Annotated in this window: 27 protein-coding genes and 1 pseudogene; 14 read left to right on the top strand and 14 right to left on the bottom strand. The window is 71.7% G+C overall.

Features of this window, described 5'->3' with window-relative positions; genetic code table 11:
• Positions 1–9: 9 nt before the first annotated feature.
• The 3 genes from BLW85_RS01895 to BLW85_RS01885 are packed head-to-tail and all read right to left on the bottom strand — an operon-like array spanning position 10 to position 1,412.
• On the bottom strand, positions 10–870 hold the full coding sequence (locus tag BLW85_RS01895) for a class I SAM-dependent methyltransferase (protein ID WP_074990210.1): 861 nt from the start codon (positions 868–870) through the stop codon (positions 10–12).
• Between the two features lie 16 nt (positions 871–886).
• Entirely contained in the window at positions 887–1,231 is a 345-nt protein-coding gene (locus BLW85_RS01890; protein WP_070029204.1) for a VOC family protein, read from the bottom strand.
• Position 1,232: 1 nt separating this feature from the next.
• Entirely contained in the window at positions 1,233–1,412 is a 180-nt protein-coding gene (locus BLW85_RS01885) for a ribbon-helix-helix protein, CopG family (protein ID WP_070029203.1), read from the bottom strand.
• An 85-nt stretch (positions 1,413–1,497) separates the two neighbouring features.
• On the opposite strand from BLW85_RS01885, the gene BLW85_RS01880 reads away from it, so the two are divergent.
• From BLW85_RS01880 to BLW85_RS01870, 3 genes are all read left to right on the top strand, one after another.
• On the top strand, positions 1,498–2,373 hold the full coding sequence (locus tag BLW85_RS01880) for a patatin-like phospholipase family protein (RefSeq protein WP_070029201.1): 876 nt from the start codon (positions 1,498–1,500) through the stop codon (positions 2,371–2,373).
• On the top strand, positions 2,370–3,434 hold the full coding sequence (locus BLW85_RS01875; protein WP_074990209.1) for a lysophospholipid acyltransferase family protein: 1,065 nt from the start codon (positions 2,370–2,372) through the stop codon (positions 3,432–3,434). The genes BLW85_RS01880 and BLW85_RS01875 overlap by 4 nt, the downstream gene beginning before the upstream one ends.
• 166 nt (positions 3,435–3,600) lie before the next feature.
• A complete protein-coding gene (locus tag BLW85_RS01870; protein WP_074990208.1) occupies positions 3,601–4,575 on the top strand; it encodes an L-threonylcarbamoyladenylate synthase in 975 nt (324 codons plus the stop codon).
• Between the two features lie 81 nt (positions 4,576–4,656).
• On the opposite strand, the gene BLW85_RS01865 is transcribed toward BLW85_RS01870, so the two are convergent.
• The 3 genes from BLW85_RS01865 to BLW85_RS01855 all read right to left on the bottom strand — a co-directional run bounded on the left by BLW85_RS01865 (position 4,657) and on the right by BLW85_RS01855 (position 7,122).
• Positions 4,657–5,298, bottom strand: coding sequence for a carbonic anhydrase (locus tag BLW85_RS01865; RefSeq protein WP_070029195.1), 642 nt, complete (start codon positions 5,296–5,298; stop codon positions 4,657–4,659).
• A 119-nt stretch (positions 5,299–5,417) separates the two neighbouring features.
• The gene (locus BLW85_RS01860; protein ID WP_070029194.1) at positions 5,418–6,278 is read right to left on the bottom strand and encodes an oxidoreductase; all 861 of its coding nucleotides are present in this window, start codon (positions 6,276–6,278) and stop codon (positions 5,418–5,420) included.
• A complete protein-coding gene (locus BLW85_RS01855; protein WP_074990207.1) occupies positions 6,265–7,122 on the bottom strand; it encodes a helix-turn-helix domain-containing protein in 858 nt (285 codons plus the stop codon). The genes BLW85_RS01860 and BLW85_RS01855 overlap by 14 nt, the downstream gene beginning before the upstream one ends.
• A gap of 365 nt (positions 7,123–7,487) precedes the next feature.
• On the opposite strand from BLW85_RS01855, the gene BLW85_RS01850 reads away from it, so the two are divergent.
• Complete coding sequence (locus tag BLW85_RS01850; protein ID WP_074990206.1) at positions 7,488–7,784, top strand: DUF3817 domain-containing protein; 297 nt, start codon at positions 7,488–7,490, stop codon at positions 7,782–7,784.
• On the top strand, positions 7,781–8,215 hold the full coding sequence (locus BLW85_RS01845; protein WP_070029190.1) for a DUF6010 family protein: 435 nt from the start codon (positions 7,781–7,783) through the stop codon (positions 8,213–8,215). Before BLW85_RS01850 ends, BLW85_RS01845 begins: the two co-directional genes overlap by 4 nt.
• Positions 8,216–8,239: 24 nt before the next feature.
• Here BLW85_RS01845 and BLW85_RS01840 read toward each other — a convergent pair whose 3' ends face one another.
• Entirely contained in the window at positions 8,240–9,187 is a 948-nt protein-coding gene (locus BLW85_RS01840) for a DMT family transporter (protein WP_079172218.1), read from the bottom strand.
• Between the two features lie 87 nt (positions 9,188–9,274).
• On the opposite strand from BLW85_RS01840, the gene BLW85_RS01835 reads away from it, so the two are divergent.
• Positions 9,275–9,895 carry a TetR/AcrR family transcriptional regulator gene (locus BLW85_RS01835; protein WP_074990205.1) on the top strand — a complete coding sequence of 207 codons (621 nt, stop codon included), beginning with the start codon at positions 9,275–9,277 and terminating at the stop codon, positions 9,893–9,895.
• Between the two features lie 234 nt (positions 9,896–10,129).
• On the opposite strand, the gene BLW85_RS38230 is transcribed toward BLW85_RS01835, so the two are convergent.
• From BLW85_RS38230 to BLW85_RS01820, 4 genes and pseudogenes are all read right to left on the bottom strand, one after another.
• Positions 10,130–10,438, bottom strand: a complete 309-nt coding sequence (locus BLW85_RS38230) for an antibiotic biosynthesis monooxygenase family protein (RefSeq protein WP_071828608.1) — start codon at positions 10,436–10,438, stop codon at positions 10,130–10,132.
• Positions 10,439–10,676: 238 nt separating this feature from the next.
• Positions 10,677–11,438, bottom strand: a complete 762-nt coding sequence (locus BLW85_RS01825; protein WP_074990204.1) for a maleylpyruvate isomerase family mycothiol-dependent enzyme — start codon at positions 11,436–11,438, stop codon at positions 10,677–10,679.
• 194 nt (positions 11,439–11,632) lie between these two features.
• Positions 11,633–11,729, bottom strand: a pseudogene (locus tag BLW85_RS39150).
• A 97-nt stretch (positions 11,730–11,826) separates the two neighbouring features.
• A complete protein-coding gene (locus tag BLW85_RS01820) occupies positions 11,827–12,039 on the bottom strand; it encodes a hypothetical protein (RefSeq protein WP_079172217.1) in 213 nt (70 codons plus the stop codon).
• A 145-nt stretch (positions 12,040–12,184) separates the two neighbouring features.
• Between BLW85_RS01820 and BLW85_RS01815 the strand changes: the two genes are divergently transcribed.
• The gene (locus BLW85_RS01815; protein WP_070029184.1) at positions 12,185–13,249 is read left to right on the top strand and encodes a YihY/virulence factor BrkB family protein; all 1,065 of its coding nucleotides are present in this window, start codon (positions 12,185–12,187) and stop codon (positions 13,247–13,249) included.
• Between the two features lie 51 nt (positions 13,250–13,300).
• Here BLW85_RS01815 and BLW85_RS01810 read toward each other — a convergent pair whose 3' ends face one another.
• On the bottom strand, positions 13,301–14,350 hold the full coding sequence (locus BLW85_RS01810; RefSeq protein WP_074995924.1) for an SGNH/GDSL hydrolase family protein: 1,050 nt from the start codon (positions 14,348–14,350) through the stop codon (positions 13,301–13,303).
• Between the two features lie 320 nt (positions 14,351–14,670).
• Between BLW85_RS01810 and BLW85_RS01805 the strand changes: the two genes are divergently transcribed.
• Positions 14,671–15,381, top strand: a complete 711-nt coding sequence (locus BLW85_RS01805; protein WP_074990203.1) for a DUF4232 domain-containing protein — start codon at positions 14,671–14,673, stop codon at positions 15,379–15,381.
• Positions 15,382–15,391: 10 nt separating this feature from the next.
• Here the strand turns inward: BLW85_RS01805 and BLW85_RS01800 are convergent, their stop codons facing one another.
• The gene (locus tag BLW85_RS01800) at positions 15,392–15,784 is read right to left on the bottom strand and encodes a hypothetical protein (RefSeq protein ID WP_070029180.1); all 393 of its coding nucleotides are present in this window, start codon (positions 15,782–15,784) and stop codon (positions 15,392–15,394) included.
• Positions 15,785–15,933: 149 nt separating this feature from the next.
• Between BLW85_RS01800 and BLW85_RS01795 the strand changes: the two genes are divergently transcribed.
• Positions 15,934–16,704, top strand: a complete 771-nt coding sequence (locus tag BLW85_RS01795) for an MBL fold metallo-hydrolase (RefSeq protein ID WP_070029178.1) — start codon at positions 15,934–15,936, stop codon at positions 16,702–16,704.
• A 442-nt stretch (positions 16,705–17,146) separates the two neighbouring features.
• The gene (locus BLW85_RS01790; RefSeq protein WP_074990202.1) at positions 17,147–18,175 is read left to right on the top strand and encodes a glycoside hydrolase family 11 protein; all 1,029 of its coding nucleotides are present in this window, start codon (positions 17,147–17,149) and stop codon (positions 18,173–18,175) included.
• 91 nt (positions 18,176–18,266) lie between these two features.
• Here BLW85_RS01790 and BLW85_RS01785 read toward each other — a convergent pair whose 3' ends face one another.
• Positions 18,267–19,664, bottom strand: coding sequence for an MFS transporter (locus BLW85_RS01785; RefSeq protein ID WP_074990201.1), 1,398 nt, complete (start codon positions 19,662–19,664; stop codon positions 18,267–18,269).
• A gap of 383 nt (positions 19,665–20,047) precedes the next feature.
• On the opposite strand from BLW85_RS01785, the gene BLW85_RS01780 reads away from it, so the two are divergent.
• Genes BLW85_RS01780 through BLW85_RS01765 form a run of 4 tightly spaced genes read left to right on the top strand, consistent with a single transcriptional unit; the run spans position 20,048 to position 24,103 of the window.
• Positions 20,048–21,535 carry an aldehyde dehydrogenase gene (locus BLW85_RS01780; RefSeq protein ID WP_070022744.1) on the top strand — a complete coding sequence of 496 codons (1,488 nt, stop codon included), beginning with the start codon at positions 20,048–20,050 and terminating at the stop codon, positions 21,533–21,535.
• A 23-nt stretch (positions 21,536–21,558) separates the two neighbouring features.
• A complete protein-coding gene (locus BLW85_RS01775; RefSeq protein WP_074990200.1) occupies positions 21,559–22,497 on the top strand; it encodes a VOC family protein in 939 nt (312 codons plus the stop codon).
• Positions 22,494–23,297, top strand: a complete 804-nt coding sequence (locus BLW85_RS01770; RefSeq protein WP_074990199.1) for an aspartate dehydrogenase domain-containing protein — start codon at positions 22,494–22,496, stop codon at positions 23,295–23,297. Before BLW85_RS01775 ends, BLW85_RS01770 begins: the two co-directional genes overlap by 4 nt.
• Positions 23,294–24,103 carry an alpha/beta fold hydrolase gene (locus tag BLW85_RS01765; RefSeq protein WP_074990198.1) on the top strand — a complete coding sequence of 270 codons (810 nt, stop codon included), beginning with the start codon at positions 23,294–23,296 and terminating at the stop codon, positions 24,101–24,103. Before BLW85_RS01770 ends, BLW85_RS01765 begins: the two co-directional genes overlap by 4 nt.
• The last annotated feature ends 4 nt before the right edge of the window (positions 24,104–24,107 follow it).

Here is a 24,107-nt window from a genome sequence, read left to right as displayed (position 1 = left end):
TGAGAGGCCCTAGGTGACCGTGGCCAGCAGCAGGTCCTCGCCGCTCGACGGGCGCAGTCCGTCGGCGCGGCCGGCGAAGTAGCGGTCGCCGAGCGAGGTCCCCGAGACGTGCCGGGCGTCCGAGAGGCCGGATGCGCCGGCCAGGACCAGCATCTCCTGGGGCGTGTAGAAGCTGATGAACGGCGTCCCGGACGTGCGTGCGCCGTTCTGGCTCGCGCGAAGGCCGGGGCGGTCCGCGGCGTCGAGCAGGTCGGCCGGCAGCAGGAAGCTCATGGCGAGCGTGGAGCCGGGCGCGAGCGCGGCGGTCTGGCGCAGGGTGGCCGCGGTGGCGTCCTTGGTGAGGTACATGCTGACGCCGGTGGAGACCACGACCGCCGGCCGGCCGGCGTCGAACCCGGCGTCGACCAACCGCTCCCGCCAGGACGCGTCCGCCTCGAAGTCGACCGGTACGAGGTGCAGCCAGTCGGGGATGCCGTAACCGAGCTCCACCAGGCGGCGGGCTTTCCACGCCTGCGGGCCGGGCCGGTCGATCTCGAAGATCTGCAACCGGGAGGCGAGTTCCGGCCTGCGCTGGGCGAAGGTGTCCAGGCCGGCGCCCAGGATCACGTACTGGGTGACGCCCAGTCCGGCCTGCTCGGTGACCAGGTCCTCGATGAAACGGGCCCGGCAGACCATGGCCGCGCGGAACGCCCTGGTGCCGTCGGGGTCCATGTCCGGTCGCTCGCGCCAGGCATCGCCGGGCGCGGCGAGTCGCAGGCCGATCTCGTCCTCGAGCACGTGCGGCGGCGGGTCGACCTGGAGGTGCATCGCCCGCCAGAGGGCGGTGCGCACCGCGGTGCTGTCCGGTGTGCCGGTCCGGTCGTCCGTCATGCCCGCTCCTCCGTGGCTACTCACCGGCCGGAGCCTGAAGGCTCCACAGCCGCCCGTCGGGGTCGCGGACGGTCATCTCCCTGGTCCCGAAATGGGTTTCCTCGAACGGCGTGACCACTTCGACGGCGGGGTCCGCGCGAAACGCGTCCGCGTCCGGCACCTTCATCACGATCCGGGTCCGGGGCTCCTGGTCGGCGGGGACCTCGGCGATGAAGACGTAGGGTCCGTCGCCGTTGCTCAGCCGGCCGGAGTCGTGGTCGGTCGCGAAGTCCAGCTCGTAACCGAGCCCCTGGAAGAACTTCGCCGCCTTGCCCCAGTTGTGCGTCGTGAGGAACACGGCCTCGATTCCCTCGGTCGCCATGTCAGCTCTCCTCCTCGCTCGATTGCCCGGCGCCCTCATGGGCGTCGTCCAGGTAGGCGCGCAGCGCCTCGGCGACCAGCGCGGACAACGACATGCCCGAGTCGATCGCGCGGTACTTGACCTGCTTGATCAAGCTGATCGGCAGGTACACGTTGAACTGTTTGACTTCCTCGTCACCCACAGCAGCGATGCTAGCATCCTAGCAAGCTAATCTGATTCAGACTGTGAGCGTGATTGGCGTCGCCGGGCCGGGGCACCCTCCGTCCATGGAGGACAGCCGGCCGACCCACCCGCCGACCCGCGCCTTCGTACTGGGCGGCGGCGGTGCCCTCGGCGCCTACGAGATCGGCATGCTGAAGGCACTGTTCGCCGCCGCCGTGCACCCCGACCTCGTCGTCGGCACCTCCGTCGGCGCGATCAACGGTGCCGCCGTCGCCGCCGATCCGTCACAGGATTCGGTGGCCCGGCTCGCCGACCTGTGGACCGGCCTGGGGCGGGCCGGTGTGTTCTCCGGATCGCTGCTCGGGCGGCTGGGCACGGCCGTACGCAGCGGCACCCACCTCTACCAGCCCACGCCGCTGCGCGACCTGCTCGCCTCGCACCTGCCGGTGAGCCGGATCGAGGATCTGGCCCTGCCGTACCAGTGCGCGGCGGCGAGCATCGAACGGGCCGCCGAGCACTGGTTCACCGCCGGCCCGCTGGTGGACGCCGTGCTCGCCTCGTGCGCGGTGCCCGGTCTGCTGCCGCCCGTCCGGCTCGACGGCGAGCACTTCGTCGACGGCGGCCTGGTCAACAGCATCCCCGTCGGGCGCGCGGTGGCCCTCGGCGCGACCGAGGTCTACGTCCTTCAGGTCGGCCGCGTCGAGCGGGCCCTCTCTCCGCCGCGGGCTCCCTGGCAGGTGGCACTGGTGGCGTTCGAGATCGCTCGCAGGCACCGGTTCGCCCGCGACATGGCGGACCTGCCGCCCGGCGTCACGGTACGTGTGCTGCCGTCGGGCTCGGGTCCCGACGAGGGCACCGCCGGCCTGCGGCAACTGCGGTACCGCACCTTCGGCCGGACCGCCGAGCGCATCGAGCGTGCCTACGCGGCCTCCTCCCGGTACCTGGAGACAGTGCTCGGCGCGCCCGACGGCGCGTCATGACCGGCATCCGGCCGCGCCGTCGTCTCCCGGCGCGGCCGGCGGGTGCGGTGGTCACCGGACTGCGCCGCACGACCACCGTCGTGCTGCTGCTCGCCCTGGTGCCCGTGGTGGCCGCGATCCTCGTCGCCGCGAGCGTGCTGTGCGTGCCGTTCTCCCTCCCCGCGCGCGGCGCCTGGCGGCCCGTGCGGATCACCGCCTTCGCCCTGCTGTACCTCCTGGTGGACGTGGCGGCGCTGGTGGCCGCCGCCGGTCTGTGGGTGAGACGGCTGCCCAGACGGGAGCGCGCGGAGCGGCGCCTCGTGGCCGCCGAGGACGCGTACGCCACCCTGGAGCGGCTGCTGCGACTGCTGCGGCGCGCGGGCACACGGATCTTCGGGCTCCGGTTGGAGGTGACGCCCCCGCTGCCGGGCGCCGTGCGGCACCCCGCGCCCGTCCTGGTCTTCGTGCGGCACGCGGGCGTCGGCGACTCCTTCCTCCTGCTGCAGACCCTGCTGAGCCAGGCCGGGCTGCGGCCGCACACCGTTCTGAAGCGGGCTCTGCGCGCCGACCCCGCGCTCGACGTCCTCATCGGACGGGTCCCCCACTGCTTCCTTCCACCCCTCGACGGACGGGCCGAGGACCAGATAGGGCGGCTGGCGGCCGGGCTCGGCCCGGGCGACGCGCTCGTGCTGTTCCCGGAGGGCGGCAACTTCACACCGCGCCGCCACCGGCGCGCCATCGCCTCCCTGCGCCGCCGGGGGCTGCCGCGCCGGGCCTCCCGCGCGGAACGCATGCACCATGTCCTGCCGCCCCGGGACGGCGGTGCCCTCGCCGCGATCGCCGCCGCGCCAACGGCCGACGTGGTCTTCGTCGCACACACGGGGCTCGACGTCCTCCACTCGGCACGCACCGTCTGGAGCCGGCTGCCGCTGCGCGACGCGGTGCGGGCACGCTGGTGGCGCGTACCCGCGGGCCGGATTCCCGAGGGCGAGGACGCCCGCAGCAAGTGGCTGCTCGCGCAGTGGGCCCGTGTGGACCGCTGGATCGCCGATCACGCGGCCCCGGAGGCGACGCACGCGTGACCGGCCGCCCCGCCGGCCGCGGTGCGAACGGCTTCCGCCACGGCGGCTAGGGCGGGTCCTCGGCAGCCGGCCCGGCCCGGCGGCCGCAGCCACCGGGCCGGGGCGGTGCCCGGGGTGCGGGCGTCGTCGAGGAGGGGAGCGGGCCGGTGAGAGAATTCGGAGTGTGATGACAAGTACCAGTGACATCGAGAAGGCGGCCGGTGTGCTGCGCGCCGGCGGTCTGGTGGCCCTCCCGACGGAAACCGTCTACGGACTGGGCGCCAACGCCGAGGACCCCGCCGCCGTCTCACGCATCTTCCAGGTCAAGGGACGTCCGCCCTCCCATCCGCTGATCGTCCACATCGGTGGCGCGCAGCACCTGGACGACTGGGTACAGGACGTGCCCGCGACGGCGCGCCTGCTGGCCGAGCACTTCTGGCCCGGGCCGCTCACGCTGGTCCTGCGGCGCGGTCGGCGGGTGCCCCTGGAAGCCACGGGCGGCCTGGAGACGGTGGCCGTGCGGGTCCCCGACCACCCGGTCGCCCTCGCGCTGCTGTCGGCCTTCGGCGGCGGTGTCACCGCCCCGTCCGCCAATCGCTTCGGCTCGGTGAGCCCCACCACGGCCGGTCACGTCCGGGCGGAGCTGGGGGAGGCCGTCGACTTCGTGCTGGACGGCGGTCCCTGCGGGGTCGGCGTCGAGTCGACCATCGTGGACGTCACCGGTGAGGCCCCGGCCATCCTCCGGCCCGGGGGAGTGACCCGCGAGGACCTCGAAGCGGTGCTGGGGCATCCGGTCGAGGTCCCGTCCACGAGCCAGGTCCGGGTGCCGGGTCAGCACCCGTCGCACTACGCGCCGTCCGCACGGGTCGTCCTGGTCGAGCCGGAGAAGGTCGCCGTCGAGGCGAGGCTCGCGCAGGAGCAGGGGCACCAGGTCGGCGTCCTCCTTCCCCCCTCCCTCGTCGGCACCCCGGTGAAGGCGCACGCCGTGGTGGACGTCCCGGCGTCCCCGGCCGACTACGCGCGCGAGCTGTACGGGTTCCTGCGCGAACTCGACCAGCAGGGGTGCGACCTCATTGTCGCCTCCTTGCCGGCGGAGGAGGGGCTGGGACTGGCGATCGCCAACCGGCTGCGCCGCGCCGCGGGGCCCCGTACCCTCGCGTGACCGGTACGGGGGACCCCTCGGGTCCTCCCGTCTCCTGAGAGCCGTGTGCGGCGGCTCACGCCGAGGGCCGCGCCGCGGCGGTCAGGACGCCGTGGGCACACCCGCGTCGAGGCCGTGAGCGGCGACGAGGTGGGCACTGCCGTCGGCCAGGCGGTAGCGCAGGCCCACCACGGCGGTCTGGCCGGCGGCGACCTTGTCGGCGAGGACCCGGGAGCGGTCCAGCAGCAGGTCGGCGCTGTGCTTTATGTGCTCGGCGAGGATCTCCTCCGGCTCGACCCGTCCGGCGGCCCGGGCGGCCAGCACGCTGGGGGTCACCCGTTCGACGACGTCCCGGACGTACCCGCCCGGCGTCACGCCGTCCTCCAGCGCGGCGCACGCCGCGCCGACCGCGCCGCACGAGTCGTGCCCGAGGACCACGACCAGCGGGCAGCCCAGCACCTCCACGCCGAACTCGATGCTGCCCAGCACCTCCGGGCCCATGACGTGGCCGGCGGTGCGCACCACGAACAGGTCGCCCAGACCTCGGTCGAAGATGATCTCGGCGGCCAGCCGGGAGTCGGAACAGCCGAACAGCACGGCGAAGGGCTGCTGGGACGGTGCGGTCTCGGCGCGGCGGGCGGCGTCCTGGTTCGGGTGCTCCGGGGTGCCCGCGACGAAGCGCTGGTTGCCGGCCATCAGCAGCTCGAAGGCGTCGCGGGGCGTCGGGGTCTTGGTCTCGTTCATGGCGGCAGCCTACGAGGCGGCGGCCGCCGTCGCACCGCCTGGTCTCCTCGTACCGCGCCCAGGGAGAAGGAGGAAGCCGTTCGAACCGCACATTCCGTGACCGGTCGGGGTACGGCTCCTCAGTCTGCCGTCTGCTGCGGCGGGAAGTCGGCGCCGGCAGTCACCTCCCGCCAGTCGTCGAAGGCGGCCTTGAGGGAGTCGAGTTTGGCGGTGGCGATGTCGTACGCGGCCCTGCCCAGGAGCAGGCGCAGCGGGGGCTTCTCGGCTGTGACGGCGTCGATGACGGCCCGGGCCGCGCGTGCGGGGTCTCCGGGCTGGTGGCCGTAGGTGGCCAGGGTGTGGGCGCGTCGGGTGCCCGCGGTGAGGGCGTAGTCGTCGATGGTCGCGGCGGACTGGCGCATGGAAGGGCCGGACCAGTTGGTGCGGAACGCGGCGGGCTCGACGATCGTCACGTTGATGCCCAGGGGGGCGACCTCGGCGGCCAGGGATTCGGAGAGTCCTTCGACGGCGAATTTGGTGGCGTGGTAGTAACCGGTGGCACCGAAGCCGACGAGTCCGCCGAGGGAGGACATGTTCACGATGTGGCCGCGGCGACGGGCTCGCATGCCGGGCAAGACGGCCTTGGTGGTGTCGACCAGACCGAAGACATTGGTGTCGAACAGGGCACGGACCTCGTCGTCCTCACCCTCTTCGATGGCGGCGAGGTACCCGTAACCGGCATTGTTGACCAGGACGTCGATCCGTCCGAACGCCGTCTGTGCCCGGGCGACCGCCCTCGTGATCTGCTCGGCGTCGGTGACGTCCAGCGCCAGGGCGAGGGCGCGTTCCTCGTGCCCGGCGACCACGTCGGCGACCTGGTTGGCGTCCCGGGCGGTGACCACCGCCCGCCACCCCTGTTCCAGCACGGTGCGGGCGAGTGCCCGGCCCAGGCCGGAGGAGCAGCCGGTGATGAACCACACGGGGGAGTCAGGGGAGTTCATGCGGGATGTGTCCTTCGTCTTGAACGTCGTGGATCTCGGTGAGGGCGAGGCTGTCCAGCAGGCTCAGTGACTGGGCCGCGGAGCTGCCGGGTTCGGCCCGGTAGACCACCAGGTGCTGGCCGGGGGCGCTGTGGACGGAGAAGGTCTCGAAGTCCAGGGTGAGGTCACCGACCAGTGGATGCCGGAACCGCTTGGCCGAGGCCGTCTTGGCCCGTACCTCGTGGCGCGCCCACATGCGTGCGAAATCGGTGCTGCGCACCGACAGTTCGCCGACGAGTTCCTGGAGCCGCTGGTCGTCGGGGGCGGGGTTGGCGGCCCGCAGCGCGGCCACGCACCCCTGCGCCACGACGGCCCAGTCGCGGTAGAAGTCCCGGGCCGCCGGGTCGAGGAACATGGCCGTGATGAGACTGCTCCGGCTGCCGAGCCAGGAGAACAGGGCCTCGCCGAGGGAGTTGACGGCCAGCAGGTCGAGGTACCGGCCGTAGACCAGAGCCGGGGTGTCCGCCCAGGCGTCCAGCAAGGACACCAGTTGCGGGCCGGCGTACTCCCGGGCGGGCCGGGACCGCGAGCGCTGAGGCGGATCGACCGCCGCGCGCAGGTAGGCGGCTTCCTCGTCCGTCAGCAGGAGTGCGGCCGCCAGGGCCCGCAGGACCTGGGGGGAGGGGTTGCGTTCCCGTCCCTGTTCCAACCGTACGTAGTAGTCGGTGCTCACCCCGGCGAGGACGGCGACCTCCTCCCGGCGCAGGCCAGGAGTACGGCGGGCCCCGGCGGGCATTCCGTGGTCCTCGGGGCGCACCAGTGCGCGGCGGGCCCGCAGGAACTCACTCAGCCGGTTGTTGTCCATGCCGCCAACGTATCGGCGGGCAAGGTCGGGTTGGTGGTCCTGTCACACCCACCCAGGATGTGCCGGCGGCCGGCGGGGCCGAAGCCGGGGCAGTCCCACGTCATCGCGGCCGGGCCCGCAGAAGGCCGTTGGCGGTATCCCGTTGAAACCTGTCATTGGTGCCACTGGGCGATCACCGTCGCAGCCGGTTGACTTCGGGGCGTTCATGGAAATCGGTCCCGAAGGAACATCGATGCACACCCAGACCGCCCTGTTCGAATGGCAGCGGGTCGACTCGCCACGCTCACTGGCCTCTTCGACCTGCCGTGGGCCGCGGTGACCGCACTGCCGGTCATCCGTCCCGGCTCCACCACGGGGCTGTGACCATGTACCTCCGTCCTCCGCGCCACGTGCGCGTCGCCGCTCACGCCGAGCTGATCTCGCTGATCGTCATGCTGGCCAACCTGTTCACCGTCCATCTCAAGCCCGTCTCGTCGCTGATGGGCCCCACCCACGGCTGTGCCTACCTGTTCGTCGTGATCGCGACCTGGCGACTGGAGGCGGCGACGACCGCCGCCAGGTTCCTGGCCGTCGTGCCGGGGGCCGGTGGGCTGCTCGCACTGCGACTGCTCGGCACCGCCGATCCGGGCCGGGCCCAGCCGAAGGAAGTCATTCCGTCATGATCTACGTCTCGCCGATCCTCGTCGGCATCGCCTACTGCCTGCTGATGTCCCTGATCAAGGAGCCGCACCGGCGCCGCTTCAACGCGATCATGCTGGCGGGGGCCGGAGCCGCCTATCTGAGCGGGGGCGGCTTCGGCCCGTGGGAGGTGCCGTTCACCGCGCTCATGGCCTACGTCGCCTACCGAGGGCTGGAGTCCTGGACCTTCATCGGCATCGGCTGGCTGCTGCACACCGCCTGGGACGTGGCCCACTGGCTCAAGGGCCAGCCGATCCTGCACTTCGCACACGACTCGTCCATGGGCTGCGCCATCTGCGACCCCGTCATCGCCCTGTGGTGCCTGCGCGGAGGACCTTCGCTGATCGAGGTCGTCCGCCGATGGTCCGGGGCCGGCCGGACAGCAGATCGCGATCACGTCTCCGCCTCCTCCTGACCGACCGCTCCGGCATCCGCGGTCTCATGAGTGGCCGCGCTCGTCGACACCACGGGGGAGCCGGTCGTCTCCGTCGGCGGCGGGCCGGGTGGGCGGAGCGGAGGGCGCGCCGGTCCCGTGGCTGACGATGGCCACAGCCGCGAGACCGGCGGCCAGCCCGAGGGCGGTCTGTACGCCGAAGGGCTCGCCGAACGCCAGGGCGCCCCACAGGGCTGTGACCGGGGCCATGAGGAACATGAGGGTGTTGACCTGAGTGATGCCGCTGCGGCGCAGGATCAGCCAGTACAGTCCGTACCCGCCGAAGGTGGGGAGCACGACGAGCCAGGCGGTCGCCGCCCAGAACGAGAAGTTGGCCGGCGGGACGGCCGCACCCGTGCCGACCGCCAGCCCGGAGAAGAGGACCGCGCTGGTCGCGCAGTGGATCGTCAGCGCCGCCCGGGGTGCGACCGGTACGCGCGAGCGGCCCTCCAGAAGGGTGGCCGCCACCAGCGACAGCATGCCCAGGAAGGGCACGAGGTACGCCCACCAGGCGACCGCGGAGCCTGACGCCGCCGCGTCGGCGGAGGTGACCGTGGCGACCCCGGCGAGCCCCAGCCACAGTCCGGCCCATTGCCGGCGTGAGACGTACTGGCGCAGCAGGGGCCCGGCCAACGCACCGGCGACAAGCGGCTGGACGCCGTCGATCAGGGCGGTGGTGCCGGTGGAGACGCCGAGTTGGATGGCGGCGTAGACGCTGAGCAGGTATCCGCTCTGCGACAACGCGCCGACGGCGATCTGCCGGCCGAGGTCGCGCGGTCCCAGCCCGCGCCACGCTGCCCGGGAGAAGGGCGCTGCGGCGACGAGAACCAGCGCGAGCGGCAGGAACCGCCACATCAGGAGCGTGGTCACGGTCGATGTGCCCGCGCCGAGCTTCGCTCCGATGAAGCCGGAGCTCCAGCACAGGACGAAGACGACCGACAGCAGGGCGTTCACTCGACCACATCCCGCGGACACTCGCGATGGCACGGACGACGGACCTCCGGCGGGTGCCCACTATACAGATCGGTATACTCGGGGTTCATGGAGTCCGAGGCGGTACCGCACCGCATCCGCATGACGCCCGGCGCGCGACGCGTGGTGGACGCGGCCGAGCGGTTGTTCTACGAGCGCGGCATCCACGCCGTGGGCGTGGACCTCATCGCCGCCGAGGCGGGAGTGACCAAGAAGACGCTGTACGACCGGTTCGGCTCGAAGGAGCAGCTCGTCGTGGAGTACTTGGCCCGACGTGACGAACGCTGGCGGGAACTGCTCGGCTCGCACCTGGAGGCGGCCGCGGGGCAGACGCCGGTGGCCCTGGTCCTGGCCGTCTTCCAGGCCGCGCGCGCATGGGCGGGGGAGTACGGCTCCAGAGGGTGCGGCATGATCAACGCGCATGTGGAGATCGGGGACCCGACGCATCCGGCGTACCCGGTCATCACGGGGCAGAAGCAGTGGATGCTCGCGCTGTTCACCCGGCTCGCGGGGGACGTCGACCCGGCGGACGCGGACCGGCTGGCTCAAGCGCTGATGCTGCTGCACGAGGGCGCGGTGGTCGCACACGGGCTGGGCGTCTTCCCCGACCCGTTCGGACAGGCCCTCGACCGGGCCCGCGAGCTGCTGGAACACGCGGCCTGCGCGGGCCCGGACACGCCGTCGCGGTAAGCCCGCCCACCACGGTCGTTCGGCACGGAAACCCGGCCGGGTCTCGTCGCACATCCTGGACCGCTACGGCCGCCGGTTCCCGCGCAGCGCCCGGACGCTGTCGCCGACGAGCGCGCGCGACGGCCATCGACCGGCTCCGCCTCCGTCACCCCTCAGGTACCGCACCGCCGTCCGCGGCACGGCGACGTGCCGCGGTGGGAGACGGGTCGGCGGGCGTCTGTCCGCCGCCGGAGTTCATCCGCTGCCGTGCGGCGGCAGGACCGTCCGGATCGCCCTGTAGTTGGAGGCATGGGCGACGGCCATCTGCTGCCCCAGCATCGGGCAGACGTTCATCGCCGCTTCCCAGTGAGCGGCGGACTCCCATTCCGCCACGTTGACGAGAGGGAACCTGCTCCCCGGAACGGTCGTGCGGAACATGTACGTCCGGATGAAACCGGGCTGCGCCGCCATCAGCTCCGCGGCGCCCTGCCAAGCGTCGAGATAGGAGCTTTCCTTCTCCGCGTCGATCTCGATCGGAATGATCACGACATGGCGATCTTCCATCTGCCGCCTCCATTGCCTGTAAGGGGACCGCGACTCCCGACGCCCCGGGAGTCACGACCCGGTCGGTCATGTGCTCCGGGTGCCGGCTCCACGGGGTGAGCCGGCACCGTCTGAACCCAGCCTGCGCGCACTTGCTGTTAACCAGCAATCGAACTTGCGGAACTGGCAAACAGAACCGACCCGTTGACCAGGCCGTCGGCCCCGAACGCGCCAAGGCGCCAGGGGGACCGCCGACTGGCTACTCCTCGGGCTCCCAGGCGATCAGCTGCTCGAACACCCGCTGGTCGCCCTCCGCCTTCAGGTCGCTCAGCGTGAGGCGGCCCCAGACGAAGAGGAGCAGTTGCTCGGCCGTGCCCGTGGCCGAAGCGGAGGCGGGCGCGGCGTCGTCCGTGAGGGGCGCGGGCCAGGCGCCGGTGTCGTCCAGCGTGAGGAGCCAGGAGCGGCCCTCGGTGGCGTGGTAGTGGATGGTGGCGGCCTCGTGCGGCCAGGCCGCCGGGGTCGAGTTGCAGGTGTCGAGGAACTCGGCCACGCCGTCGATCGCGACGTCCGCCGGCATCGGCTGCACGGCGCCTGCGGCGAGCTGGGCGTCGTACGTGTGCACCAGCACCTCGTGCACCCGGCGCCGGGCAACGCCCCAGGCATTCGCCGGCGACACGCCGGCGCTCCACCAGGTCCAGCACGCGCGGTCCGGTCCGGCCTCGCGCAGCGTACTCAGCAGCAGCTCGTTCGACTCGGCGTACCAGGCCAGCAGCGCCTCGAGTTCGCGCGGCGGCTCCGCGGCATCCTTGGCCGGCGGAGCCTCGGCCGGGCCCGCGGCGACGATCGCGGCCCACCAGCGCTGGCCCGTACCCAGGTGCCGCACCAGGTCGAACAGCGTCCACTCGGGGCAGGACGGCACCGGCGCGTCGAGGCCGGGCGCGGCGGCAACCGCACTGCGGAAAGCGGCCGACCGCTCATCGAGCAGGTGCAGCAGGGCGGAAAACTCAAGACTCTCTGTCACGGCGCCACCCAACACTCCGGCTCAGCCTCCCGCACCCCATTTTCCCGGTCGTCAGCTGCGGGATTCAGAGCACCTGGGAGATGGCCTGGTCGTAGCCAAGTCCCCTTCGTGGCCAGCTCGTTGGAGGAGCGATGGGGAACGGGAACGCCGTGCCGGGAACCCGGCTCACTCGGTGAGCGACGTGCCGCATGGTGCGGAGAGGGCAGGATTCGAACCTGCGTGGATCCCTGAAGGGATCCGACCTCGAGGCGTGCTCGCTGGTCCCCGATCAGCCACTCCGGGCACCTCTCCCTGCTCCCGACCCCTTTTTGTCTCCGTGTCTCCGGGGTCGTTCACGTGAAAGAGAATGGCACGGGGTCCTGACACGCAACTGACACCGGACTGACCGTCACGCGGCGTGCGCGCGCCGCTCGGGCGCCTCCACGGTCGCCGGCCGGGAGGGGGAGTCGCTCACTTCGCCGGGGACCAGCCTCAGATGGCGGCGTCCACGTGTGTGCCGGGGGCCGGAGGACGCCGCGGGCAGCCAATCCTCGACACGGTCCATCACCACCAACAACAGCGCCAGAGCCGGCAGGAGCAGCATCGCTATCACGATCAGCACGTCGCGTCCCTTCCTCCGTGGCAGTACCGTCCGGGTGCCCACCCCGCGGAGTCTCAACGCGGTCGGGCGAGGGCTAGCGGAGGTCGCAGCGAGGTGTCGGCCGTCATGCCGGCTTGAGCGGGTGCCGTGCGGTTACCCGCCCGGTATGGCGAATCTGCATCTTCCAGGGCGAGGGGACCAGCACAGCGGTGAGGGGGCGCCGGCCTTCCGGGCGCCGTCGCCGCAGGAGGCGGGGCCCGGTCCGCACGTCGAGCAGTCGGCACCGGACGCGCCCACGGAACTGCCGAAACGGGCTTGGCGCGCCGTGCTCAAGGGCACCCTGAAGGAGTTCAAGGACGATGAGCTGACCGACCGGGCGGCGGCGCTCACCTACTACGGCGTGCTGTCCTTGTTCCCGGCCCTGCTGGTGCTGGTCTCCTTGCTGGGCATCACCGGCAGGTCGACGACCGACAAGGTGCTGGCCAACCTCAACCGGCTGGCACCCGGCTCCGCACGGGACGTCATCACCCGGGCCGTGGAGCAGTTGCAGGGCAACGCCGGCACCGGATCGGTGATGGCGCTGGTGGGCATCGTGGTGGCGGTGTGGTCGGCATCGGGGTATGTGGCCGCCTTCATCCGCGCCGCGAACGCCGTCTACGACATACCCGAGGGCCGTCCGGTGTGGAAGATCCTGCCGGTACGCCTCGGCGTCACGGTCGTGCTGATGGTGCTCGCCGTGGCCAGCGCGTTGATCGTCGTCTTCACCGGCACCCTGGCCGGCAAAGCCGGGCAGGCGCTCGGGATCGGCGACACGGCGCTGACCGTGTGGTCGGTCGCGAAATGGCCGGTCCTCCTCCTGCTGGTCACGGCGATGATCGCCCTCTTGTACTGGGCGAGCCCCAACGCGAAGGTGAAAGGGTTCCGCTGGGTGACACCGGGCAGTTTCCTCGCGCTGATGATCTGGATGGCCGCCTCCGCCGGGTTCGCCGTCTACGTCGCCGACTTCGCCTCCTACAGCAAGACGTACGGCACGATGGCCGGCGTCATCGTCTTCCTCGTCTGGCTGTGGATCACCAACCTCGCCGTACTGCTGGGCCTGGAGTTCGACGCCGAGACCGTGCGCCAGCGCGCCGTCGCCGGCGGACACCCGCCCGAGGCCGAGCCCTACACCCAGCCGCGCGACACCAGGACGTGGGACGAGGAGGACGTACGCCGGCTGGATGACGCCTGACCAGTCGTGACCTCCAGGCGCGGCGACCACAGGGCGGGCATCGTGCGCCGGTCAGAGGGAGGGTGCGGGCTGCAGGCGCATGTCGGCGGGGCCGGTTCCCGGGGTGTTGGTGCAGGAGTAACGGCCGGGGGCCTGGTCGAGCTGGAGGCCGAGGCAGACGCCCAGGGCACGCTGGCCGTAGTAGTCGGGGTGCAGCGATTCCTGGCGCTGGCCTTGCCCGAGGCCGCTGGTCACGAAGCGGACCCATTCACTGGTGCGGCCGGAGGGCTGCCGGCCGGGGCCGGCCTGAACGGTGGTGGTGGAGCAGACCTCCCGGCCGTCGAAGGCACGGGACAGGTCGAGGAATTCAGCACCGGCCGTCCGGGCGGCCGAGGCGAGGGCGGTGCTGATCTCGGGGACGAGTTCGTCGTGGGCCCAGGTGAGGTCCTTGTCGAAGAAGGGGCAGCCGCCTTGTGCCAGGCGGTCGTACTTCTCTCCCGGGTAGCGGACCCGGCCGCCGTCGGGCAGCGGGGAGGGGTAGGACTGGAGGATCAGGCGATAGCTGCCCTTCGGGTGGCCCGCCCGGTCCATGGCGGTGGTGATGTCGCCCAGCGCGTTGACGGCCGCGGCACGCATCGCGGGCAGCCGGTCCCGCACCCGCGGCCCTTCGGACGGAGCACAGGGGCTCGCGCCGATCGGGGCGAGGAAGCTCTTCGCGCAGGAGGTGATGACGCTCTCGAAGCCGAGGTCGTTGCCCCCGACGGAAACGACGACCGCGCGCACGGCGTGGCCGGTGACGGCGTCCTGGAGCTGCTTCGCCTGGGACGGCTCCGTCTTGAAGGGGCTCCCGCCGTGCTCGGGCAGCAGGATCGCGGTGGACGTGGCGCCTGAGCAGGCCAGGTTGAGGCGATGGTTCTGGACGGGTGCGGAGTCGACTTCGGCGCTGTCGGACCGGTTGCAGCGGTCGTCGTAGGAAGTGCCGTACACCCGATGCGGATCGCTCGTGTACGTCGCGGCGTCGAAGGCACGATCAGTGTGCGCGTGGCCGTCGGCGCTGCTGTCGCTGTTGCCCGCCCACCGGCCCGCCTCGCCCGAGATGAAGCTGTCTCCCAGCGACACCACCCACGGCGCCTCGGCCCTGTTCCGCGCCGGCACCGCTGCCGTGCCCGACGCGCTTGGTCAAGATCCATCGGGTCACGAGTCTGTCCCAGCGGCGTCGGCCTCGGACAGGCGGTGAGGGGCGGCGCGGCCAGTGCCGGTACGTGTTCTGCCACGGCGTGTGTAACAGGCCTGTCCCCAGCGGGAGTTCGGGGGAACGGCGCGCCGGGGCCGAGCAGTCCTGTTGATCAGAAACGCAGCCGGTACCGATTCCCACCGACTCACGTGGACGCGTGCAGGACGGTACCGAGCGGCCGATGCCCGCAACCGATCCGAGGAAAACGATGCGCGTTCACAAGCTCACCTTCGCCGCTCTGGCCGTCGCCGCGAGCCTCTCGCTCACCGCCTGTCAGAACGACGACGGCGGTACGACGGGACAGGGTGACCCGTCGGCCGCGTCCACCGCCTCCTCCCAGGACGGCGGCACGGGAGGAGGCAACGGCTCCGGTCAAGGCGGCGGCGCGCAGGCCTCCGACGGCGCGGGCTCGGCCGGGAACGGTTCGGCGGGCAAGGGGTCCTCCGCGCAGGGCACGGCCGCGGGCAGCGGATCCGGCGCGGCAGGCGGGACCGGCAAGGCAGCCTGGTGCCGTACCGACGAGCTGGAGATCACGGCGGTGGACAACACCATCGACGGCGACCCCGATCGCACCGTCGCGGTGACGATGAAGAACCACGGTGGCCGGGACTGCACGATCTCGGGCTACGCCGGCGTCGACCTCAAGCTCAGGGAAGGAACGCTGTCCGCGAAGCGCACGGGTGAGAAGGCCGTCTCGTCCATCCTGAAGAACGGGCAGTCGATCGCCTTCGGCATCCACTACCCGTCCAACGACACGGGCGGCTCCGGCGTCCGCATCACCGGGCTGCTGGTGACGCCGCCGAACGAGACCAACACGGTTGCCCTCAAGTGGCCCGGCGCCGCCACGCTGCCCGTCACGGACGAAACCACCTCCCAGGTGACGGTCGGCCCGGTGGGCAGCGCCGGCCAGGGCGGCTGACCGCCGAGGGTCAGGATCCAGGGGGGACGGCGCGGTTCAGGGGTTCCAGGTCGTCGTAGAGGGCAGCGTGGAGTGCGGCGGCGAGTTCGCGAGCTCGTTCTTCGTCCCGCACGCCGTGCATCATGAAGTAGACGGGTCCCGTGTAGGCGCCGAAATCGACCTCGTGGTTGTCGACCAGGCGGAGGATCGCGGCCCGGATGGCTTCGTTGACGGCGTCGGAGACCCCGCGGCCGGAGCCGGCGGTGAGGGTGTCCGCCTTCACGGTCCAGCGCGGACCCTCGGCCTCGATGGCGACGAATACGGCGTTGTGCGCCATGGCATTGCGGTAGGCGTCGTGGAAGGCGTTGGTACCGGTGGCATCCGGGACGAGGTGAGCGGGGCAGGGAACCGGTAGTGGCTGCACCTGTGCATTCTGCCAAGAGGAGCCGTCCATACCGGCTCGCAACGCGAGGGCGAACCGCGGCCTTCGCGCCTTCTCGGAACCTTGCCGCCCCGCCGGGAGCAGTGACTGATCGTCAAGCCGTGGTGGATCACGTGTTCTAGGATCTCGGGATGAGCGACGAGCTTCTTCACCTCACGGTCCTGGGCTGCGCGACGCCCTACCCGAGCGTGGACAACCCGTGCTCCGGCTACCTGGTGTCGAGCGGGGACACCCGGATCTGGGTGGACGCGGGCAGCGGGACGCTCGGCCCGCTCCAGCGTCATGTGCGGCTGGACGACCTCGATGCGATCTGGATCTCGCACCTGCACGCCGATCACAGTGCGGACCTGCTCACCGCGTACTACGGCGCCCTGTACGCGGACATTCGCCTCGCAGCGCCGATCCCTCTCTACGGTCCGCCTGGTATCGCCGACCGGCTGGCCGATTTCCTCACCAACACCCCGGCGCGCAGTCCGATCGAATCCGCCTTCGCGATCACCGAGTTGCACGACGGGCATCAGGCGGTCGTTGGCTCGCTCCGGCTGACCAGCCGGGCGGTGGCGCACGGCATTCCGGCCTTCGCCGTGCGCATCGAGGCGGCGGGCAAGTCGCTGGTGTACTCCGGGGACACGGCGCCGTGCCCGAGCCTCACGGAGCTGGCCGCAGGATGCGACGTGCTGTTGTGCGAAGCCGAGAGCGCACAGGCACCAGTCGAGGGCGAACAGGTGCACCACACCCCCGAGGAGACCGGCGACACAGCCGGCGCGGCCGGGGCAGGCCGACTGATCGTCACCCACGTCGGCCGCTTCCTCACGCCGCGGCAAGCGGTGGCACGCGCTTCGACGCGGTTCGATGGTCCGGTGGACTACGCCGCCCCCGGCGCCACCTTCTCCATCGGCTAGGGGATTCCGTTTGGATCAGGCCGGATGAGGGAGCGGGGCCCGGTGCGTGCAGGTTGCGGTTCGAAAGTTTCGAGGATGGTGGCCCTCGGCGGTCTGCGGGGTGCGCAACTCCTGGGCCAGGGTAGCGAGAACACCTCGGGCGACTCCTTGTAACCGGTCCATGACCAGGGGATCTGTCCTCGCGGGCGAATTGTGCCGAGCAGAAAGCTTTCGAAACTTCTACCGAAACTGTTGACACCCGTCGGTCGCCGTCCAGACTGTTCGCCAGGCCGGTGCTCGTCACCGGCGGTCCGGGCCGCACGTCGACCCGGCATTCGGTCGCGGCTCCCATCGCGGCCAAATGTGTCATGCCCATGCCCCATTCGGTCGTCCCCGGCCGGTGACGGCCCGGGGCCTGGCGCACAGCAGGCCCTCCACACCCGCACAGGGAGGAAACACCCCCATGAGTACGCTGATCCACGGGATGCGCCGCAGACGCGGCCTCGTGGCTGTCGTCCGAGGGCTCGTCGCCGCCGCGGCGGCGGCCGTGCTCGCCTTCGCGCTGCCCGGCGCCGCGCAGGCCGGCACGACGATCACCTCGAACAGCACCGGCACCAACAACGGCTACTTCTACTCGTTCTGGGAGCAGTCCAGCGGGGCCACGATGACCCTGGGATCGGGCAGCAACTACAGCCTGACCTGGAACTCGGCCGCGCAGAACGTCGTCGCCGGCACCGGCTGGAACCCGGGCAACAACAACACCGTCTCGTACTCGGGCACGTGGAACTGCAACGGCAACTGCTACCTGTCGCTGTACGGCTGGACCACCAACCCGCTGATCGAGTGGTACATCGTCGACAACTACGGCAACTACAACCCGAGTTCGGGTGCCACCAAGCTGGGCTCGGTCAGCAGTGACGGCAGCACGTACGACCTGTACAAGACGACCCGCGTCAACGCGCCGTCCATCGAGGGCACCGCGACGTTCGACCAGTACTGGGCGGTCCGCCAGGCCAAGCGCACCGGCGGCACCATCACCGTGTCGAACATCTTCAACGCCTGGAAGAACCTCGGCCTGAACCTCGGCACCCCGAACTACGAGATCCTGGCCACCGAGGGCTACCAGAGCAGCGGCAGCTCCAACATCACCGTCACCAGCGGCGGCGGCAGCAGCGGTGGCGGCGGCACCACCCCGCCTCCCAGCGGCGGTGGCGGCGGCAGCGGCGGCTGCACCGCGACGCTGTCGGCCGGCCAGCAGTGGAGCGACCGCTACAACCTGAACGTCTCGGTCACCGGCTCCAACAACTGGAAGGTGACGGTCAACGTCCCGACGCCGGAGAAGATCAGCTCCACCTGGAACGCCAACGCCAGCTATCCGAGCAGTCAGGTCCTGGAGGCCACACCCAACGGGAGCGGCAACAACTGGGGTATGACGATCATGACGAACGGCACCTGGACATGGCCCACCGTGTCCTGCGCGGTCACCTCCTGATCCGCGTTCTCTGAGCACCACTCGCCGAGTACCACGTCGCGGCGCGGCGGCTTCCGGGCCTCCGCGCCGCTTCGCGTTCTCGCGGCGCGTACTACGGCGCCACGTCCTCCAGTTGCCGTCCGCTCGTTTCCTCCGCGGCCGCCCCCGCCGTGAGCGAGCCGATCAGGGCCACCACCGCGAGGGTCACGAACACGGTGCCGAGCGCGCCGTCCGCGTAGACCGCGCCGACCACGATCGGGCCGAGGATGACGCCGAGGCGGTTCATGGCGCCGCCGATGCTGGAGCCCAGGGCGCGTATGCGGGTGGGGAAGAGTTCGGGGGTGTACAGGTACAGGCAGATGTTGGAGCCGAAGAGGAAGACGCTCGCCAGCGAGGTCCACACCAGTACGCCCATGGCCGAACCGCCGGAGAAGACGCCGAGCAGCAGCAGGGCGACGGCGGCGGCGCCCAGGCACCGGGTGACCGTGCGGCGGCGCCCGGCGCGGTCCACGGTCAGGGCCACGAGCAGGCAGCCGACGAGTCCCGCGCAGGAGGTCACCGTCGAGTACCCGAGCGCTTCCGAGAGGCTCAGGCCGAAGCGGGTGCCGTAGATGGTGGGCAGCCAGGACGTGATGCCGTAGTTGACGAAGTAGCCGGTGAACCACAGGACACCGACGACCAGCGTGCGCCTGCGGTAACGGCCGCGGAGCAGTTCCCGCAGGCCGCTTCGGCCCTCGGGCACCCGTGTCGCGGGCGCCGCGGGTGCGGGCTCGGGCAGGGGTGCGCCGGTGGCCTTCTCGACCTTCCGCTCGATCGCCGCCATCGTCTCCAGGGCCTGCTCGTGGCGTCCGCGGTCGGCGAGCCAGCGCGGCGACTCGGGTACGCAGCGGGTGATGAGCAGGCACAGCGCTCCGGGGACCGCCGCGAGGGCGAACATCCAGCGCCAGCCGAGCAGCGGCACCAGCCACGAGGCGAGCAGGGCGCCGGCGGTCAGGCCCGCCGGGAAGACCAGCTCGTACAGGAGGACGAAGCGGCCCCGCTGGTGGGTGCGGGTGATCTCGGCGATGAAGGTGGCCGCGACCGGCACCTCGCCGCCGATGGCCAGGCCCTGGACGAAGCGGGCGGCCATGAACGGCGCGGGTGAAGTGCACAGGGTGAGCGCCAGGTTGCACAGACTGGACAGCGCGATGCAGGCCGCGATGACCTTCACCCGGCCGAGGCGGTCGGCCAGGCGGCCCGACAGCAGCGCCCCGGCGAGCATGCCCACCGAGCCGACGGTCATCAGCGCGGTGGTCTGCCCGGTGCCCAGCTGCCATTCGGCCCGTAGCTGGGGCAGCGCGTAGGCGATGAGCAACTGGTCGAAGGCCTCGAAGAAGGTCACCGCGCCGATGACGAGGCGGACGGTGACGTGCCAACGGCACAGAGGCAGGCGTTCGAAGCGGGCGCCGATGGCGGCGGCGAGGGCGGCGGCGTCGGGGTGGCGGCCCGCGCTGGGAGCGTCGATGGTCATGGAGGGGGCCTCCGGCTTCCGCGCGGGATGTCGGGACGCGCGGCAGTGGTAGGGCCGGGCGGGACGGGCCTGAGCGGCCCCGCGTACGCGCGGCGGTGAGAGACGGGAGGGCTCGGCGGGTCGGGGGGCAGTGCCTGAGGGTGCGCCGGCGGATCTCCCCGCCGACCAGTTGCATAAGGGCTGAATGTTTCAGCGCTTAGGTTGTACCCCTTGTGCGACGGGGGCCGTCAAGGGTTCGCCGCCGGGTAAAAAACATCGGGCCGCCCCCCTTGCGGTCGGAATATTTAAGCCCTTAGATTTCAAGCGCTTTGCCGATCGGCTTCGGCTCCGTGAGTGGGCCGCCCACGAAGCTCCCCCTGCCACTCCTGTCCGGAGGTTCTGCCATGCCGCGCATCCCACCCGACGAGATCCTCATCGCGGGAGTGTTCCGGCGCGGCGCGGGCGCACCGATCGAGACGGCGGACCCGGCCGACGGGACCCTGATCACCACGATCCACGCCGCCTCGCCCGCCGACGTCGACGAGGCGGCCGGCGCCGCCGCGGCGGCGGCCGCCACGCCCGCCTGGCGCGACCTGCTGCCGCACCGGCGCGCCCGCCTCCTGTACCGGATCGGCGACCTGATCGAGGAGCACGCCGCCGAACTGTCCGCGCTCCAGACCGCCGACACCGGCAAGACCCTCACCGAGACCCTCGCCCTGGCCATGAGCGCCGCAGGCACCTTCCGCTACACCGCCGCCGCGCTCGAGACCGCCGAGGACTCGCTCACTCCCGCCCGCGGCCCCTACGTCACGATGAGCGTGTACGAGCCGATCGGAGTGGTCGGCGCCGTCAACCCGTGGAACTCGCCGATCGCCTCCGACGCGCAGAAGGTGGCCCCGGCCCTCGCCGGCGGGAACGCCGTCCTGCTCAAGCCCGCCGAGTGGACGCCGCTCGTCTCACTCGCCTTCGGCCGTCTGGTCCACCGGGCGCTCACCGAGGCCGGGATGCCGACCGCGCTGCTCTCCGTCCTGCCGGGCAAGGGCAGCGTCGTGGGGAACGCGATCGTCACCCATCCGCTCGTGCGCCGGATCGGCTTCACCGGCGGCACCGCTACCGGCCGCACCGTCGCGCGCGCCGCCGCCGACAAACTCGTCCCGGCCTCCCTGGAACTGGGCGGCAAGTCACCGACGATCGTCCGCGAGGACGCCGACGTCGAACAGGCCCTCGCCGGTGTGCTGTTCGGGATCTTCTCCTCCAGCGGGCAGTCCTGCATCGCCGGGTCGCGGCTCTTCGTGCACCGCTCGCTCTACGACTCCTTCCTCGGCGAACTCGTCGAGCGGGTACGGAAACTGCGGGTCGGACCGGGCACCGATCCCGGCACCCAGGTCGCCCCGCTCGTCCACCACCGCCATCGCGACGCCGTCGCCGCGTACGTGGACCTCGCGCGCGCCGAGGGCGGGCGCATCCTGTGCGGCGGAGCCGCCCCGGACGGCGCGGCCCACGCGGACGGCGCCTACTACCTGCCGACCGTCATCGACGGGCTGCCCAACTCCGCCCGGGTGTGCCAGGAGGAGATCTTCGGTCCGGTCCTCGTCGCACTGCCCTACGAGGACGAGGACGACCTCGTCCGGCAGGCCAACGCCAGCGTGTACGGCCTCGCCTGCGGCATCTGGACCCGCGACGCCCGTGCGGCCTGGCGGCTGGCCCGGCGCATCGAGGCGGGAACCGTCTGGATCAACACCTACAAACAGTTCTCCATCTCCACCCCTTTCGGCGGGATGAAGGACAGCGGCCTCGGCACGGAGAAGGGCCGCGACCTCATCCGCGCCTACCAGCGGCAGAAGTCCCTGTACTGGGGCACCGACGCCACCCCCCTGCCCTGGGCCGGCTGACCCACACCCCGGAGACCCTCACCATGACGCACCCCCCGATCGCCCGGCTGCGCGCCCTGCGCTCCGTGGAACTGCTCACCCCGCACTTCGCCGAGGCCACCGACTTCTACGAGCAGGCCTGGGGACTGGAGGTCGTCGAGGCCGAGCACAGCACGAGCTGGCTGCGCGGCACCGGCGAGGAACACCACGCCCTCCAGCTCACCCGTGCCGACCGGATCGGCCTGGGGAAGCTCGCCTTCGCCGTGGGCACCCCCGCCGAGATCGACGAGGCGGCACGCGGACTCGAGGCACGCGGCATCACCCCGGTCAGCGGTCCTGGACCGCTCGACCAGGTGGGCGGCGGCTACGGCCTGCGGTTCCGGGACAACGACGGACGGCTGATCGAACTGTCCGCCGACACCTGGGCGGTGGCGGCCCGCGGACGGGACGCCGCGGTGCCGGTCGGCGTCACGCACGCGGTGCTCAACACCCCCGACATCGACGCGTCGGTGGCCTTCTACCAGGACGTCCTGGGCATGCGCGTGTCGGACTGGTCCGAGCACCAGATGGCGTTCCTGCGCTGCAACAGCGACCACCACTGCGTCGCCTTCAACCAGGCGGCCTGGGTGTCCCTGAACCACGTGGCGTACGAGATGAACTCGGTCGACCACTTCATGCGCGGCCTCGGGCGGCTGCGGCACCAGGGCGTCACCCCCGAGTGGGGGCCGGGCCGGCACGGGCCCGGAAACAACACCTTCTCCTACTTCACCGACCCCACCGGCCTCGTCTGCGAGTACACCTCGGAGGTCGCCCAGGTCGTCGAGGACGCCTGGATCTGCAAGGTGTGGCGGCGCACCCCCGAACTGTCCGACGTGTGGGGCACCGCCGGACCGCCGTCCCGGCTGATCCGCGCCCACATGGCGGGCACGCCCGACGGCAGCCCCGTCGTCCCGCCCGTCGACGCCGAAGGAGTCCCCGCATGAGCACCCCCACCCCGCGCCGCGTCGGCCTGATCGGCTGGGGCGCCATCGGCCGAGTCGTCGGCGGCGCGCTCGCCGCGGGCGACATCCCGGGCGCCGAACTCGTGTGCGTGGCCGACAACCGGCCCGTCGGGGACTCCGCCCCGGTCCCGCAGTACACCGTCGAACAGGCCCTCGACCACTGCGACCTGATCGTCGAGGCCGCCGGACAGGCCGTGGTGCGCGAGTGGGGCGAGGCGATCCTCGCCTCCGGCACCGACCTGCTCGTCGCCTCGACCGGCGCCCTCACCGACGACGAACTGGCCAAGCGGCTGCTGCACACCGGGCCCGGCCGCGTGTACTTCACCGGCGGCGCGGTCGGCGGACTCGACCTGTTGCAGGCCGTCCGCGCCATGGGCCCCCTCGACGAGGTCCGGCTGACCACCACCAAACTGCCGTCCACCCTCGAACAGCCCTGGATGGACGAGGAGTTGCTCGCCCGCATGCGGTCGGCCACCGGGCCGGTCGAGGTCATGACGGGGACCGCGCGGGACGTTCCGGTGAAGTTCCCCAAGTCGACCAACGTCGCGGCCTCCGTCGCCCTCGCCGTCGGAGACCCGGAGACGGTGCGCGTCAGCGTCGTCGCCGACCCGGCGGCCCGGCACACCTCCCATGTGATCGAGGCGTCCGGCGCCCACGGGGACTACCGCTTCGAGGTACGGCACCTGCCGGACGCCACCAACCCGGCCACCAGCCAGGTCGTCCCGTACGCGGTGCTCCGTTCGCTCGCCGCGCTCGCCGGACGGACGGGGCAGATCCTGTGACCGCCTACGACATCCGGGGCCTGCACCTGGAAGAGGCCGGCGACGGCGGACCGCTGCTGCTGTGCCTGCACGGCATCGGCTCCTCCTCGGCGGCCTTCGCCCCCCAACTCGCGGCACTGGCGGACGGCTTCCGGGTCGTCGCCTGGGACGCGCCCGGATACGCGCGGTCGGCCGACCCCGAACACCCGCTCACCATGGACGACTTCGCCGACACCGCCGCCGAGGTGATCCGCGCCCGGGGCGGCGCCGCCCACGTCCTCGGCGTCTCCTGGGGCGGCGTGATCGCACTGCGGCTGGCCGTGCGCCACCCCGGCCTGGTCGAGTCGCTGATGATCTGCGACTCCTCACCCGGCTCCGGCACCGACCCCGAGAAGGCTGCCGGGATGCGGGCCCGCGCCGAAGAACTCGCCCGGACCGGCCCGGAGGCCTTCGCCGCCGCCCGCGCCCCGCGCCTGGTGTCCCCCGACGCTCCCACCGACCTGGTGCGGCGCGTGACCGCCACCATGGCCGCCGCCGTCCGCCTGCCGGGCTACGCACACGCGGCCGAGGCCATGGCCTCCACCGACCTGCGCGGCGAACTGCACCGCATCACCGCGCCCACCCTCGTCCTGTGCGGCGACAAGGACCGGATCACCGGTCCCGACGGCTCACAGGTCCTGGCCGGCGGTCTGCACAAGACCGCCTACGTGATCGTCAAGGACGCCGGTCACCTGGCCAACCAGGAGCAGCCCGAGCGCGTCAACGCCTGGCTCGCCTCCCACCTGCACATCGTCACCGACCACCACGCTCACGCCACGAAGGGCTGATCAC

This window comes from Streptomyces misionensis (assembly GCF_900104815.1).
Taxonomy (GTDB): domain Bacteria; phylum Actinomycetota; class Actinomycetes; order Streptomycetales; family Streptomycetaceae; genus Streptomyces; species Streptomyces misionensis.
Note: the sequence above shows the minus strand (reverse complement) of the source record. Positions and strands in the feature narration are given on the sequence as shown.

Excerpts from the sequence above, each read along its gene's own strand:
- BLW85_RS01785 (WP_074990201.1), bottom strand. The coding sequence starts at position 19,664 with ATGACCATCGACGCTCCCAGCGCGGGCCGCCACCCCGACGCCGCCGCC.
- BLW85_RS01795 (WP_070029178.1), top strand. The coding sequence starts at position 15,934 with ATGAGCGACGAGCTTCTTCACCTCACGGTCCTGGGCTGCGCGACGCCC.
- BLW85_RS01895 (WP_074990210.1), bottom strand. The coding sequence starts at position 870 with ATGACGGACGACCGGACCGGCACACCGGACAGCACCGCGGTGCGCACC.
- BLW85_RS01850 (WP_074990206.1), top strand. The coding sequence starts at position 7,488 with ATGTACCTCCGTCCTCCGCGCCACGTGCGCGTCGCCGCTCACGCCGAG.
- BLW85_RS01815 (WP_070029184.1), top strand. The coding sequence starts at position 12,185 with ATGGCGAATCTGCATCTTCCAGGGCGAGGGGACCAGCACAGCGGTGAG.
- BLW85_RS01860 (WP_070029194.1), bottom strand. The coding sequence starts at position 6,278 with ATGAACTCCCCTGACTCCCCCGTGTGGTTCATCACCGGCTGCTCCTCC.
- BLW85_RS01880 (WP_070029201.1), top strand. The coding sequence starts at position 1,498 with ATGGAGGACAGCCGGCCGACCCACCCGCCGACCCGCGCCTTCGTACTG.
- BLW85_RS01890 (WP_070029204.1), bottom strand. The coding sequence starts at position 1,231 with ATGGCGACCGAGGGAATCGAGGCCGTGTTCCTCACGACGCACAACTGG.
- BLW85_RS01865 (WP_070029195.1), bottom strand. The coding sequence starts at position 5,298 with ATGAACGAGACCAAGACCCCGACGCCCCGCGACGCCTTCGAGCTGCTG.
- BLW85_RS01775 (WP_074990200.1), top strand. The coding sequence starts at position 21,559 with ATGACGCACCCCCCGATCGCCCGGCTGCGCGCCCTGCGCTCCGTGGAA.
- BLW85_RS01790 (WP_074990202.1), top strand. The coding sequence starts at position 17,147 with ATGAGTACGCTGATCCACGGGATGCGCCGCAGACGCGGCCTCGTGGCT.
- BLW85_RS01845 (WP_070029190.1), top strand. The coding sequence starts at position 7,781 with ATGATCTACGTCTCGCCGATCCTCGTCGGCATCGCCTACTGCCTGCTG.
- BLW85_RS01855 (WP_074990207.1), bottom strand. The coding sequence starts at position 7,122 with ATGGACAACAACCGGCTGAGTGAGTTCCTGCGGGCCCGCCGCGCACTG.
- BLW85_RS01780 (WP_070022744.1), top strand. The coding sequence starts at position 20,048 with ATGCCGCGCATCCCACCCGACGAGATCCTCATCGCGGGAGTGTTCCGG.
- BLW85_RS01835 (WP_074990205.1), top strand. The coding sequence starts at position 9,275 with ATGGAGTCCGAGGCGGTACCGCACCGCATCCGCATGACGCCCGGCGCG.
- BLW85_RS01770 (WP_074990199.1), top strand. The coding sequence starts at position 22,494 with ATGAGCACCCCCACCCCGCGCCGCGTCGGCCTGATCGGCTGGGGCGCC.
- BLW85_RS01870 (WP_074990208.1), top strand. The coding sequence starts at position 3,601 with ATGACAAGTACCAGTGACATCGAGAAGGCGGCCGGTGTGCTGCGCGCC.
- BLW85_RS38230 (WP_071828608.1), bottom strand. The coding sequence starts at position 10,438 with ATGGAAGATCGCCATGTCGTGATCATTCCGATCGAGATCGACGCGGAG.
- BLW85_RS01875 (WP_074990209.1), top strand. The coding sequence starts at position 2,370 with ATGACCGGCATCCGGCCGCGCCGTCGTCTCCCGGCGCGGCCGGCGGGT.
- BLW85_RS01805 (WP_074990203.1), top strand. The coding sequence starts at position 14,671 with ATGCGCGTTCACAAGCTCACCTTCGCCGCTCTGGCCGTCGCCGCGAGC.